The sequence below is a fragment of the Polyangium mundeleinium genome, assembly GCF_028369105.1.
GTDB classification, from domain to species: Bacteria; Myxococcota_A; Polyangia; order Polyangiales; family Polyangiaceae; genus Polyangium; species Polyangium mundeleinium.
On the sequence record NZ_JAQNDO010000001.1, the window covers coordinates 2,982,264 to 2,995,869 of the forward strand.

11 protein-coding genes are annotated in these 13,606 nt (G+C 70.5%); 2 read left to right on the forward strand and 9 right to left on the reverse strand.

What is annotated here, in order from left to right; all coding sequences use genetic code 11:
• Nucleotides 1-9 precede the first annotated feature (9 nt).
• From POL67_RS12100 to POL67_RS53545, 9 genes are all read right to left on the reverse strand, one after another.
• Nucleotides 10-987, reverse strand: coding sequence for a response regulator (locus POL67_RS12100; protein WP_271917428.1), 978 nt, complete (start codon nt 985-987; stop codon nt 10-12).
• A complete protein-coding gene (locus tag POL67_RS12105) occupies nt 984-1,358 on the reverse strand; it encodes a response regulator (protein ID WP_271917429.1) in 375 nt (124 codons plus the stop codon). The genes POL67_RS12100 and POL67_RS12105 overlap by 4 nt, the downstream gene beginning before the upstream one ends.
• A 22-nt stretch (nt 1,359-1,380) precedes the next feature.
• The gene (locus POL67_RS12110) at nt 1,381-2,085 is read right to left on the reverse strand and encodes an STAS domain-containing protein (RefSeq protein ID WP_271917430.1); all 705 of its coding nucleotides are present in this window, start codon (nt 2,083-2,085) and stop codon (nt 1,381-1,383) included.
• Between the two features lie 182 nt (nt 2,086-2,267).
• Complete coding sequence (locus POL67_RS12115; protein WP_271917431.1) at nt 2,268-3,257, reverse strand: ABC transporter substrate-binding protein; 990 nt, start codon at nt 3,255-3,257, stop codon at nt 2,268-2,270.
• A 41-nt stretch (nt 3,258-3,298) separates the two neighbouring features.
• Nucleotides 3,299-3,865, reverse strand: coding sequence for a YtfJ family protein (locus POL67_RS12120; RefSeq protein ID WP_271917432.1), 567 nt, complete (start codon nt 3,863-3,865; stop codon nt 3,299-3,301).
• A gap of 280 nt (nt 3,866-4,145) precedes the next feature.
• Nucleotides 4,146-4,802, reverse strand: coding sequence for a hypothetical protein (locus POL67_RS12125; protein WP_271917433.1), 657 nt, complete (start codon nt 4,800-4,802; stop codon nt 4,146-4,148).
• 108 nt (nt 4,803-4,910) lie between these two features.
• The gene (locus POL67_RS12130; protein ID WP_271917434.1) at nt 4,911-6,032 is read right to left on the reverse strand and encodes a hypothetical protein; all 1,122 of its coding nucleotides are present in this window, start codon (nt 6,030-6,032) and stop codon (nt 4,911-4,913) included.
• A 28-nt stretch (nt 6,033-6,060) separates the two neighbouring features.
• A complete protein-coding gene (locus tag POL67_RS12135; RefSeq protein WP_271917435.1) occupies nt 6,061-6,786 on the reverse strand; it encodes a hypothetical protein in 726 nt (241 codons plus the stop codon).
• 31 nt (nt 6,787-6,817) lie between these two features.
• The gene (locus POL67_RS53545; RefSeq protein WP_271917436.1) at nt 6,818-8,737 is read right to left on the reverse strand and encodes an ATP-binding cassette domain-containing protein; all 1,920 of its coding nucleotides are present in this window, start codon (nt 8,735-8,737) and stop codon (nt 6,818-6,820) included.
• A 76-nt stretch (nt 8,738-8,813) separates the two neighbouring features.
• Here POL67_RS53545 and POL67_RS12145 point away from each other — a divergent pair, with 76 nt between their 5' ends.
• Nucleotides 8,814-9,518: a hypothetical protein gene (locus POL67_RS12145; RefSeq protein ID WP_271917437.1), complete on the forward strand. Its 705-nt coding sequence runs from the start codon at nt 8,814-8,816 to the stop codon at nt 9,516-9,518.
• A 269-nt stretch (nt 9,519-9,787) separates the two neighbouring features.
• Complete coding sequence (locus POL67_RS12150; RefSeq protein WP_271917438.1) at nt 9,788-13,606, forward strand: FAD-dependent oxidoreductase; 3,819 nt, start codon at nt 9,788-9,790, stop codon at nt 13,604-13,606.

Genomic DNA, 13,606 nt, shown 5'->3' on the forward strand with positions numbered 1-13,606 from the left:
GGGGGCTTGTCAGCGCGCGTGACGGAGCTCCGCCAGCATTCCCTGGTAGGCGCGCTCGCGCTCGCGGTGCCGCCGGAGTTCGAGGGCCATGCGGATGCGCGCCCGGAGCAGCACCCTGTGGAAGGGCTTCGTCACGTAATCGTCGGCGCCGCGTTCGAGCGCGGAGACCACGCCGTCGAACTCGTCGAGCGCGGAGAGCACGATGATCGGCGCGCGCCCGAGCAGGTCCTCCGCCCGGAGGACGTCGAGCACCTCGATGCCGCTCCGATCCGGCATGACGAGGTCGAGCAGGACGAGATCAAATGCGCGCGCCCGGAGGAGCTCGAGCGCCGCGTCGCCGCCGCTCGCCTCCTCGACGTCGTGCCCCTGTCGGACGAGCCATTGGCGCAACACGTCCCGCGTGACCGAATTGTCGTCGACGAGCAGGATGTGGCCCCGCTCGGCGGACGGCGCCTCGGCGAGGCGCGCCTCGTTCGTCGGATCCGCGGCCTTCGGCATGCCGCCAAGGGGGGGCGCGTGCGGCAAGAGCTCGAGCGCGTATCCGGCGAGGAGATCGTTCAGCATCACGCCCGCCGCCTGAATGCGGCAGAGCGTGGGGATGAGGGCGTATTGCCCGGCGCCCTCGGCCGCGGCGACGAGGCGCACGCAGAGGGGCGCGATGGCCGAGGCAGGCTCCGCGCAGGCGTCGCCGAGCGCGCGCACGAGGCGCGGCAAGGTCGACGTCGAGAGCGCCCGCAATGCCTCCGCGCCGAGGCGCTCGTTCACGAGCGCGAGGACGGCCGCGCCGGCGCCGCGCAAGGCCTCGAGCTCGGTTCGGAGCGCCTCGGGGCCCTCCAGCGTCTCCAGGAGGTCCTCGCTGTATCCGATCACGGCCGTGAGCGAGGTTCGCAATTCGTGGCGCAAATGCGCGACGAGGCGCCGCAGCTCCTCCTCGCCGGGCGGGGGGCGGCTCGGGGGCATGGTGTCGGGGCGATGGGATGGGCTCATGAGGCCCTCCTCGCCAGCAGCGTCCGCATTTTTTCGAGCAGGCGGTCGATATCCACGGGTTTGACGTCGTACTCGTCCGCGCCGGCCGCGAAGGCGCGCGCGCGGTCCTCGGGCATTGCGCGCGCGGTGAGCACGACGATCGGCACGTCGCGCGTCCGCGCGTCCTCCTTGAGCTTGCGGATGACCTCCAGGCCGTCGATGTCCGGCAAGGTCATATCCATCAGGATCAGGTCCGGCAGCGCTTCGGCGACCCTGCGTAGGCTTGTGCCCCCGTCCTCCGCGAGCCGCACGGAAAACCCCCGGCGCACGAGGCGGCGCGAGAGCATCTCCCGGTTCATTTCATTGTCCTCGACGAGCAGGATGTCGGACATGGCGGCGGCCTCCCTTCGCGTGCTAGACGCTGCGGCCGGTGGGTTTGTCAAGGCGCCGGAGCGCGAATTGCAATGCGGCCTGGAGCTTTCCGAACGAGAGGAGCTCGCCGAGCGCGACGTCGAGCGCGACGAGCGCGGCAGCGACGCGCGGCGAGAGCCCCGAGAGCAGGCAGGTGGTGCCGAGCAGGCCGGCGGCGCGGCTCATTTTGACGAGGTGGTCGGCGGTCTCGGCGTCCACGTCGTCGACGCCGGTCAGGTCGAGCACGACGAACGTGCTCTGCGTGTCCACGACCGCTTCGAGCAGGCCGCCCATCATTTCAGAGGCCCGGCGCGCGTCGAGCTCGCCCACGATGGGCAAGACGAGGATCCGGTCCCATACCTGGATGACGGGCGTGAAGAGCGCGCGGATGGTCCGCTGCTGCTCCTCGATCTTCTCGAGCTTGTCGGTGAGCTCCAGCGTCCGCTCCCGCACCTTTTCTTCGAGCCGTTCGTTGGCCTGCCGCAGCGCTTCCCGGGACGACGCGAGCTCCTTCTGGAACGACGCGAGCTTCTGGTACGCGTCCGAGAGCGAGTCGTTCACCGATTTCCAGAACGCTTGCTGCTGCTGCGACTCCCGCTGCATTTTTTTGATCTGCCAGAACGCCGCCTCCAGCTCCTTGCCAGAGAGGACGGCGCCCTCGGGAATCTCGCCGGCTCGAAAGAACTCCTGCGCAGACAATTCGGGCATCGCGACCCCCGCTCCTGCCCACCCCCATAACCCTGGACACGAGCTTACCAGAGGTCGAGAAGACGACCAAGTCCGGACGACGTGTCATTTCCGGGATCCGGTTTGCCGGATTCCACCATGCACCGGCAATCCAGCGCACGTGCTTGGTCTACGACGCGGTGCGCATCGACCAGGGAGCAGGATCACTCGTCGATTGCGACGAGGTAGTCGTCGAGCGGCGGCACCTTGTCGATGATGCCGAGCTCGAGGAGCTGCTTGCTGAGCGTATCCCAGCGCTCGCGCGTCATCATGCCGAGCTTTTTCGTCTGCGCATTCTCGACGAGCGTCTTCTGCGCCGCGGCGACGGCGGTGAACGTCTCGGCGTCCATCGTGGTGTTGAGCTTTTGCATCACCGCATTCGCGGGGGCCGGGTCGTCGAGGTAGGCGCGCCAGCCTTCCCGCGCGGCGCGCACGAATGCGCGGACGCGCTCCGGGTTCTCTTTCCAGAACGCCTTTCGCGTGATGATGACCGTGGCGTACGGGTCATACCCTTCGTCGGCGACGAGAAAGACCTTCGGCTCCGCGCCCTTCTTTCGCGCCGCGATCGGCTCCGACGTGATGAAGCATTGCTGGGCGTACTCCTTGTCCACGACGAACCGGGCGATGCCGCCGTCGTAGGGCACGACCTTCACCTTATCGAAACCGTATTTCTTCTTGAGGTACGCGGCATACGCGGTGCCCGGCTCGATCGCGAGGGTGCCGCCCGCGAAGACGTCGGCCATGGTCTTTGCCTCGCGCGAGGCGTGGACCATGATGGCCTGCGGGAAGGTCTGGTACGTCGCGAAGATCGGGACGACGTCGGCGCCACGCGCGCGGGCGATGACGACCTCGTCCCCGCCGACGACGCCGAAATCGCTCTGCCCGTTCGCGACCATCTGCAGGACGGGCACGCCCGCGCCGCCGGGCATGATTTCGACGTCGAGCCCGGCGCGCTTGAACGCGCCTCCGTCACGCGCCGCGTAAAACCCTCCGAACTCGGGCTCGGCCACCCAGTTCAGCGTGAGCTTGACCTTGCCGGCGCCCGCGCCCCCGCCCTCGGCAGAGCCCTTGCAGCCCGCGGCGCTCGCGAGGAGGCCGAGCGAGAGGAGGAGCCAGGTGCGGCGAGGCAGGCAGGAGGGAGGCGCCGTTCTCATGGGAGAAGGTTGATCCCACGGCCGCGGATGCGCTGCAAGCCTCAGCGGACCTGCGCCCGGAGGAGCGCAAACAGCTTGCTCCGCGCCGGGGCGTCGAGCTTGCCGTCCGCCGCGTATTCGATCCGCCCGTCCTTGCCCACGAGCACCACGCTGCTCACGCCGCGCCGCAGGCCGTACGTCTTCCGGAATGCGCCATCCCAGTCGCAATAGATGGTCTGCCCGACCTCCACGGCCTTTTTGCGCACAGAGCGCTCGGCGAAGCCGCGCAGCGGCCAGGCGCGATAATCACTCGTATCGGCAATGGCCACGAACTGGATCTGTTTGGCCTCGGCTTTCGTGTCCGCGAGCTTGTTGAGCTCGTCCTTCAAAGCCCGGTTTTGCGCCGCCGACTTGCGATCCTCGTAAAGGATGAGCGTCGGCTTCGGCCGGGGAAACCCGAGGTCCATGACGCGCCCGTCCGGATCCTCGACGACCACCCGCCGCACCGGCTGGCCCACGCGCGGCAGGGCGAGCGCCGAGCCCGCGGGGATCAAAAGAAACAGGACCAGAAAAGCCGTCCCGAGGATTCCGGGAAATCCCCGCATTTTCCGGACGAACGCTTGCTTCATGGGATTGCCTCCTCGCCCCGATCGTCCGGGGGACGCGGGGCGTAGCACCGGTGGGTACAGGAGGCATGCCGAGGCAGGGCGGTATCTTCGGAATCGGGGGGACGCATCTCCAGAGGTCCCCCGCCCGATTTCGACGTGTCCGGTTCGCCCGCCGGAGCTCTCGCGCGCCATCCTGACGCGTCCGGATCGTCCTTGGGAGCTCTCGCGCGCCCTCCCGACGTGTCCGGCGCGTCCTTGGGAGCTCTTGCGCGCGATCCCGACGCGTCCGGACGCTCGTTCTTCAGCCTTCCGAGCCGCCGCCCTTCTTCCGCCTCGCGCCGCTCGGCCTGGGGAAGAACTTCTCTGCGGCGGATTTTCCGAGCTCGCTGACGAGCAGACCATACACCTTGGTCATGAGCCGCCGAAAGGCGTCCTCGGCGGCGTCGAGCCGGGTCGAGGCGAGCGACTCCGCGGTCAGGGACGCGGCGAGGGCTTTCTCGGCGGCTTCGAAGGCGGCGAGGCCGGCGGTGATCTTCGGGACGGCGTCGTTTCGGACCTCGTCATTCGCGGGGAGATGCTCGCTCAACCGCTTCTGGAGCTCGTCGTATCGCTTCTTTTCCTCGTCGAGGGGGGCGGCAGTGTAGTATCCGATGCCTTCGGGGAAGATGAGCGTATACGGCGCCTTCTTGACGGCGTCGGCGCTCCGCCCGGCGAGGCGCGCGCGCGCGTCTTGCGCGATGGTATCGAGCTCGTCGTCGGCCGCGTCGCGATCGGCGCGCGCGTCCTGCACGGGGCCCTTCGAATCTTCCCATTCACGACCGTGCTGGAGGACGAGGAGCGTCGCCGCCTCGACGTCGGCCGCGAGTCCGGCCCGCAGGGCCCGGCGGAGGCGCCGCGAGACGTAACGGCCGTAATGGACATTGTGGTTGAACGCGGCGTCTTCGTCGGGGGGGCGCATGGGAATGGGGTCTCCTTCTTCGATCGGGAAGGCAGGCTACGGGGGAATGGGGGAAGGTGTCAAGAGGATGACGGTGGCCGGTGGAGGGAGGGCCTGCGCAGGGTGTGCTCACGGGCCGCTTCGTTGCGCTTCGAGCTTGTCCCGGAGCTCGCGCAGAGAACGGAGCATGGATTGGTAATACGTCGGGGTCAGGCCTGCCTGCATGGGAACCTCGCCTTTCGCCTGTGCCTCGCTCCGGCGCTTTAGCTCCGCGTCGAGCCCACGCTCGAGCTCCGCGACGAGGGGTTCGAGCACGGCGAGGCCCTCCTCGGGCTTGTGGTTGCGCAAGCAGGCTTCCACGTACCTACGTGCCATCCAGCATTGTTCCCAGAGCTCCGGGAAGCCCAGGCGAACCACCTCGTTCCAGGCCTCGCGGCAGACCTCGAAGGGTTGTTCGAGCATGGTTGCTGCCCTGAGCAGATCGTCGGCGATGCGTTCCTTCACGCTGAGCACGAGGTCCTGGGTGGCTTCGTCTTCGCCGGCGCGGGCCGTGAACTCCGCCTCGACCCGCTTGTAATCGGCAGCGACGTCGGCGAAGCTCCGCTCCCGTGTCCTCGCGAAGGTTTTGTAAACGGCGAGGCACGCTTCGGAAAACTCGTCCCAGAGCGCATCGTTCCTCTCCTCTTCCGGGGTGGGAGGGTGCGCCTCGTCGAGCCGCCGGGTGCTTCGCTCTGGGTTGGGCTCTCCCCTCTGCTGCGCCAGAAGCGCGCCCTGGAGGTCGCCCAGGTTCGCCAGCTCCTGCTCGTAAAGGCCCGTGAACGTCTGCGCTGCCTTGGCTTCCTCGAACCCGCGCTCGAGCTCGGCGAGGAGGGGTTCGAGCACGGCCAGCCCCTCTTCGGTTTTCTCGTCATACCGGCAGCAATCCGCGTAAAACCTGCTCGCATCGCACCTCGCAGCGAGGTCTTTGAAGCCAAGGCGAACCGCCTCGTTCCAGGCTGCACGGCAGGCCTCGAAGGGCGGGTGCTTTTCGTATGCGAGCGAGAGGATGGTTTCGGCGATGCCCCGTCTCGTCTCGAGCACATGGAATTCATTGTCGGGTGCGCGCGCCACGAACTCGGCCTCGAGCCGACGGTGGTCGTTGACGGCCTCAGCGAAGGTACGGGTCCGCTCCAGCGATTCGACCAGGAGCCTGACATTGGCCACGACGAACTCCTTGCTGAGCTCGTCGCTCTCTTCTTCTTTCGTGGTCATGTTCGTCCTACGACTGCCGTTTGTGTGATTACTTTGGATACTTGCACGATACGAGTTCGTCGCCGAGCGGGATCATGTCGGGCCATTTGCCGTTCGAACACTTCTTCCAGCACGCGTGGCACAAGCTCGCCCCCCGATGTTCCCCCGGTCCGTTCCACGGATGCTTCTCCAGGCAAGCGCCCAGCTGGTCACTACAAGTCTCTTTCTTCCTTCGACCCGCCTCCGCAATCTCCGACTTGCCAATCTCCACCGACGCGGCGATCACGACGACGATGGGGGCCGCCTCGATGATGAGGTCGGCGAGGGCGATCGCCACGACCACGAGCGCAGGGTTGCCGACGAGCCCGCGCTCGGCCGGTGTCTGCCCGTTCGCAGGAGCGGGCGACGCGGACAGGCGCAGCTTGCGCATCCTGAGCAAATCCTCCGGGATGGTCATGCCTCGCAGCGCGAGCCGCATGCAGCCCGTGAGATCGGCGTGGGCCACGCCCTTCGACGCCACATCGATCACGCGGCCGTCTTCGTCGACCTTCACCGCGACGTCGAACGTGTAGTATCCCCCCGAAAGGTCACCACCGAACTCATCCACGCATTCGCGCAGGCGCTCCGCGGTGGCGACGGGGACGCGCGGGCGGTCGTCCTGCTGCGCCAGTTGTCGGACCGTGGCCCCGCAGCCGAGCGGCACGAGCGCCGTCGTCGCGCAAGCGAGGAGCCCGCCGGAGACGAGGGTTCGTACACGCGGAGAGAAAGCACGCATACCCAAGCGGACCACGCCACAAAGACTCGCGTCAATGCGGCGGGCGAGGGGGCGGGCCCGGCATCGGACCGGCGGCGGGGCCCGGCGGCGCCGCTTGTTTTCGTTGCCCCTCCGAAAGCAGCGCCCGATAGGCCTCCGAGGTCTGCACGAGCTCCTCGTGCGTGCCCATTGCCGCAATACGGCCCTTGTCGAGCACCACATGGAACGTCGATTTCACGAGGTGCGGCGCATGCGTGACGAGAATCGTCGTCCGTCCGGCCGAGAGCTCGACCACGCTGCGGAGGAGCTCCTCCGCCGTGGCCCCCGGCAGCCCCGCTTCCGGCTCGTCGAGGACGAGCAGGCGGGCGTCGCGGAGGAGCATACGCGCCAGCATGATCCGCCGTTGCTCCCCGCCCGAGAAGTTCGGCGGCACCTTGCGGACGACCGCCTCGAGCCCCCGGCCGCCTTTGTCCTCGGCCAGGTCGTCGAGCCGCACGCGCGCGAGGATGCGCCGCATGGCCGCTTCGTCCGGCGGATCGGCGAGGCCAAGCGCGAGGTTCTGCGCGACGCTGCGCTCGAAGAGCACCGACGCCTGGCCGAGCACCGCGAAGAGGCGCGAAAGGTCGCGCGGCGAGAGGCGCGTGAGGTCGACGCCGCCGACCTCGATCTTGCCGCGCGTCGGATCGTCGAGCCGCAAGAGCAGGCGGACGAGCGTGGACTTGCCCGAGCCCGATGCGCCGCAAATGGCCACCACCGCGCCCGCGGGGATCCGGAGCGAGACGTCGTGGAGGACGTCCTCCTGGGCGCCCTCGGGCCGGTAGCCGACGTGATCGAGGACGACCTCGTCGTTCGTGATCGCCGCGAGCGGGAGCGGGCTCTCGGGCTCGGGCGGGTGTGGCGGCAAGGAGAGCAGATCGCGGAGCGAGGCGAGCAGCGGCGCGCGTTCGAGCAGGCCCGCGCGGAGGCCGTCGAGCGCCTCGAAGCGGGCGAGCAGGAGCGGCGTGACGAGCAGGAGTTTTGCCACGTCGCCGGCCTCGTAGCTCCGACCCGAGAGGCGGAGCGCGACGAGGATGACGAGCGGCGACATCGCCACGAGGACGCTCTTGATCTGCCCCGACGCCGCGAGCGCCGCGGCAAAGCTCCGGCGCGCGTCGGCCGCGCGGTGGGCCGCGTCCGTGACCTCGGTGAGCGCCGTTTGCCGCGCGCCGAGCAGGCGCAGCTCTTCGGTGCCCGCGAGCATCTCGCCGAGCGCGCCGAAGACCGCCGTGTCCGAGCGCTGCATCGCCTGCATCCGCTCGCCCACGCGGCGCGAGGCGCGATCGGAGAGCAGCCGCGAGAGCACGAAGAGCAGCGCCGTGCCCACGAGGACGGGCCACGCGCCGCCCGTCGCGAGCTCGAACGCGAGGACCAGGAGCGTGACGATCGCCTGCGGCAAGCCCGTGATGACAGCGACGGCAAAATCCGATACGGCCGCCGCGTCGCGCGCAATGACGAGCTTCACCGCCTCGAAGCCGCGCACGGCAGGCGCCTTCACGCCGGGCGGCGCGGGCGGCCCACCTTTCGGCGCGAGGGCGCGCGCGCCGGCTGCGTCCACCGCGCGCGGCGAGGCCCAGAGCGCGGCGCGCACGAGCTCCACGCGGAGCGCCGCCGTGAGCTCGGCCGAGAGCTCCGATCCGGCGCGGCTCTGCGCCATCGTGACGCTGACGCTGATCGTCACGGCCACGAGCGTCGCCGCGATGACGAGCCACGGGCTCTGCCCCGACACGAAGCGCGCGAACAGGCCCGCGAGGCCGGGGCTCGGCGACGCGGGTCGCCCCTGGATCGCGCCGATCGCGACCCCCACGAGGCCCGGCAGGACGCCCGCCATCACGCCCGCGAGCGACGCGAGGCCCGCCGCGAAAACGAAGCCGACGAGCGGGCCCCCGCGCAAGGAGCGCCGGACGACGCGGAGGATCCTCCAGAGATCGCGCACGGGCCGCGGATGCTACCCGAAGACAGGCGAGCAAGGGCGCCCGTTGCAAGCGGCGCGCTTTCGGTAGACCCTACGCGTGGTGCGAAGAGAGCAGAACGGAGGCCTCGTGGTGGCGGTCGCATGGTGCGCCGCGTTCGCCGCGTGCACGAGCGAGCCCCCGCCTGCGCCTGCGCCCGTGCCCGCGCCGCGCGCAGCCTCGTCCGTGTTCTCGCCCGAGGTCGCCGCGCGCTTGCCGCTCGCCGAGCCCGAGGACGGCGGCGCGCCCGTCGCGAAGGCGCCCGTGCCGGGGGTGCTGGAGGAGATCCTCGCCGCCGCGCCGAAGGCCTCGGCCACGTCGACGGGCCCGGACGGAGGGACGCTCGTGGGTGCGGAGACGGGCGTCCGCGACGAGACGCGGGCCACGACGGAAGGCCTCGACGCGTCTGCGCCGCGCATGGGCAAACGAATGCAGATCCAGGGGGGGAGCCCCGACGTCCACGAGGGAATCCCTTCGCCGGCCGTCGAGCGCGCCGCGCGGGCGCAGCTCTATTATCCGCTCGTCACGCGCTGCCGTGGTGTCGATGGCAAGATCCTACCGCCCGACACAATCGTGCTCCGGTTCAAAATCGACGTGGACGGCTACCTCGTGTCCTCGTCGATCAGCGCGAGCGGCACCGAGGCGCGCTACGAGGCGGCGGCGAACTGCATGCAGCGCGAGCTCTCGGCGGCGGCGTTCCGGGCGCCCGCGGCCGCGCGGGGCGTCGCGACCTGGGTGAACGCCACGGTTCCGTCCGTCGATTGATTGACGCCCGAGCGTGCTCCGCCGTTCGGAGGCTCCCGGTTCGGCTTGCATGAGCGGCGCGGCGAGCCCAGCCTGACGCGATGCCTCGCGGCGCGGGCAGGGCAGGGGAGTGCGGAACGCGGGCCTTTTTCGTGGGCCGCATCGCTTGCCCAATCGGCTTGCGTGGTCTTTTCGAGCCTTCGCTTCCGTCCGTGAAATACCGGGATGGAGTATAAGGGCCGAGCGCCGCCGCGATGACCGAGAGTACGAGGGGTGAGCGGAGACCGACGGTGGACCTGAGCGACCAGTCCCAAACCCTGGTGATCATCGGCAACGGGATGGTCGGCTGGAAGCTCTGCCAGCGAATGGTGGAGTACGGCGCGAACGACGAGATCCGCATCCTCGTCTTCGGCGAGGAGTCGTTCCCGGCCTACGACCGCGTCCACCTCACGGAATACTTCGCCGGGCGCCCGCTCTCGACGTTCTCGCTCGCGCCGCCGAACTGGTACGAGCAAAACCGGATCGAGCTCTTCCTGGGCGATCCGATCGTCGAGGTCGATCGCGAGCAGAGCGTGGTGCGCTCGCGCTCGGGCCTGCGCGTCGAGTACAACCGCCTCGTCTTCGCCACGGGCTCGCGCCCGTTCGTGCCGCCGATCGAGGGCGCCGACCTGCCGGGCGTCTTCGTCTACCGCACGCTCGACGACGTCGCCGACATCGAGGAGTACGCCTGTGATTTCGCGCCTCTGAAGAGCGCCGCGGTCATCGGCGGGGGGCTGCTCGGGCTCGAAGCGGCGAAGGCGGTCTTCGACCTCGAGCTCGACGTGCACGTCGTCGAGGTCTCGCCGTACCTCATGCCGCGGCAGCTCGACGCCGAGGGCGGCGCGGTCCTGCGCGACAAGGTCGAGCGGATGGGCGTGAAGATCCGCTGCGGCAAGAAGCTCCTCCGGATCGAGGAGGTCACGCTCGATCCGCCCGGCGGAGCGTACGGGGCCGCCTCGTACCGGACTCCGGCGCCACACGCCGTCGACGCGGTCGCCGGCGAGATCGGCCCCCCGATGGGCCTGCGCCTCCACTTCGACGACGGCGAGACGCTCCTCGTGGGCATGGTGATCTTCGCGGCCGGCGTGCGCCCGCGCGGCGAGCTCGCGAAAGCGGCGGGCCTGCAGATGGCCGGCGACGGCGGGATCGTGGTCGATGATCGGCTGCAGGCGATCGACCGGAAGACACGCCAGCCCGACGAGCAGATCTTCGCCGTCGGCGAGTGCGTGTCGCACCGGGGCACGACCTACGGCCTCGTCCTGCCGGGCTACCAGATGGTCGACGTGCTCGCGGCGAACCTGCTCGGCGCCGAGCGCAAGTTCGACGGCGCCGACATCTCGGCGAAGCTCAAGCTGATGGGCGAGACTGTCGCGGCGCTCGGCGAGCACGACGGCGATCAGCGGCTCGGCGGCAACGCGCTCGTGTGGAGCGGCGGCGGCGTCTACCGCAAGCTCGTGATCCGCGACGGACGGCTCATCGGCGCGGTGACCGTGGGCGAGTGGGAGAACCTCGACCGCATCCGCGAGCTGCTCAAAGCGCCGCTGCCGCTGTCGTTCTGGGACATGCGCAGGTTCCGCGGCACGGGCAACCTGTGGCCGAAGTCCGAGTCCTCGCCCGTCACGGACTGGCCCGCCGAGGCGATCGTCTGCGGCTGCGTGCGGGTGACACGCGGCGCGCTCGCGCTGGCGATCGAGGGCGGCTGCCCGTCGGTCGAGGCGCTCGGGACGAAGACGGGCGCGGGGACGCTCTGCGGCTCGTGCAAACCGCTGCTCTCGGAGCTGCTCGGCCAGGACGGACCCGTGAGCGTCTTCGAGCCGATGCCCGCGTCGTGGCGCGAGGGGCCGCGCAGCCGGCGCGGCGATGGCGGGCCGCGCTCGCGCCGGGGCGAGGGGCCGCGCAGCCGGCGTGGCGGGGAGCTCTCGCCCTCGTCGCGGCTCGACTCGTCGCAACGCACGAGCGTCCTACCTCCGTCGTCGCTCGCCAGCGTCTCGTCGTCGTCGCTCGACAGCGACGCGCCGCGCTCGCGCCGCGACGGAATGCCTTCCTCGCTCGAGGCCCTCGCGGGGATCGAGCTCGTGCCGCCCTCGGTCCGCGACCTCGCGCCGTCCTCGCATCGCTTCTCGATCACCATCACCGATCGACCGCCGGGGCTCCCGGTCGCAGCGGGCCTCGGCGTCCGCAGCGCCGCGCCCCTCGCCGCGCCCGCGCCGGTCGACGACGACGACATCGAGCCGGCGCCGATGTCCGTACGAGGCCGAATGATCCAAGCGCCGGCCGAGGACGACGCCGACGAGGGCCCCGCGTCGATGCGCAGCGCGTCCCTGGCCACGCGCTTGGCCGTGGACCTGCCGCCCCCGAGCACGCTCCGCTCCTCGATCCCGCCGCCTTCGTCGGTGGAGCCGTTCCAGGCGGCGAACTTTCGGGCCTCCTCGTTCGAGGTGAAGGAGGCGCCGGAGGAGGCGCCCGTCGCGCGTCGTGGCGTCGCGCTCGCGTCGGAGACGCCGCCGGCCGGCACCGAGATCGCGCCGCGGTCCGACGCGACGCTCCTCGACCCCCGCGCCGACCTCTCGCCGCGCTCGGACGCGACGCTCGTGGAGGCCCCGCCGCCCCGCGATCCCATGAAGACCCCGCCGACGGGGACCGAGATCGCGCCGCGCTCGTCGCGCCTCTCGATCGAGCCGGCCCCGCGGGCCGACACCGCGCCGACGCCGCCCGCGGGCATGCCGGTCGTCCCGCGATCGGTGCATTCGTTCGAGGTCCAAGCACCTACCTCGGTCCGCGCGTCCTCGCTCACGCCGCCTTCGGGCGTCGCGCTCACGCCGCGCAGCCCGCTCCGCACATCGACGCCGCCGGCCGGCATCGCGCTCATCGGGCTCGGCGGCGAGGCGCTCCCGCCTGCGCTCCCGCAAACCCCGGCGACGGGCCTCGTCCTCGGCCTCGCCGCGCGCGCCACCACCGAGGGCCCGATCCGCCGATCGACCCCGCCTGCCGGCTCGGTGCGCGTCGTGTCCGTCGCGCCGCCGCCGCCCTCCTCGGGGGCCGCCCCGTCCTCCTCGCGGACCCTCCCGCCCTCGTCCGTCTCGCCGACCTCGTCGCGCCCGCTCTCCAGCGGCGTCATCCTCCCGCCCTTGGACGTGGCCATCCTCGCGGTCGACGAGCCTCTGCCGCGGCTCGCCCCCTTGCCCGTGATCGAGTCGACCCTCTTCTCGGCCTCGGATGCGCCGCCCTCCTCGGCGCGGCGGCTCTCGGCGATGGAGGGCCTCATCGACACGGAGGACCGCAAGGAGAGCTCGTCGACCCGCTACTCGCGCATCTCCCTCCTCGCGGGCGTCGAGGAGGGCGAGATCACCGACAGCCTCTCCATCCCGCGCGACGGGCTCACGCCGAGCCTCACGCCGAGCGTCCCTCCCGTGGATCGGGCGCCGATGTCCCGGCGGAGCTGGGTGCCGCCGAAGCGCCTCAGCATGCCGCCGGGCGCGCTCCAGACCCCGAGCGTGCCGCCCGTGCGCCCCTCGATCGCGGCTCCGATCCAGGCTCCGCCGGAGCGCGGTCGCAAGATTCTCCTCGTTGCGTCGGTCGTGGCCTTATCCTGGGTCCTGGTGCTGGCCCTCGCCCCCTCCATCGCTCCCCCCCGCTCCATCCGGACGGGCTTCTTCCTGGACGCGCTCCTGCGTCCGGGCGTCGCGAAGCAGGTGACCGGCTACGCGCTCGTCGCGCTGGCCGTGGCGAGCCTCGGGATCTCGCTGCGCAAGCGGTGGCGGCGGTTCCGGTCGGCGGACGTGCCCGTCTGGCGCACGGTCCACGCCGTCCTCGGGGCGGCGACCATGCTCCTGTTTTTCCTGCACACGGGCCTCTCTGCGGGGACCCGGATCAACCTCGTCCTGGCGATCGACTTCCTCGCCGTGGTGCTCCTCGGCGCGGTCGCGGGGGGCGTCTTCGCGGTGAGCTCCCGGTGGAGCCCTCTCGCGGCGCGGGATCGCCGTTTGCGGGCTTCCTCCGTTCACCTTTTCCTGACCTGGCCGCTACCGATCCTCGTCGCCCTCCATGTGCTTGCCGTGTACTACTACTGA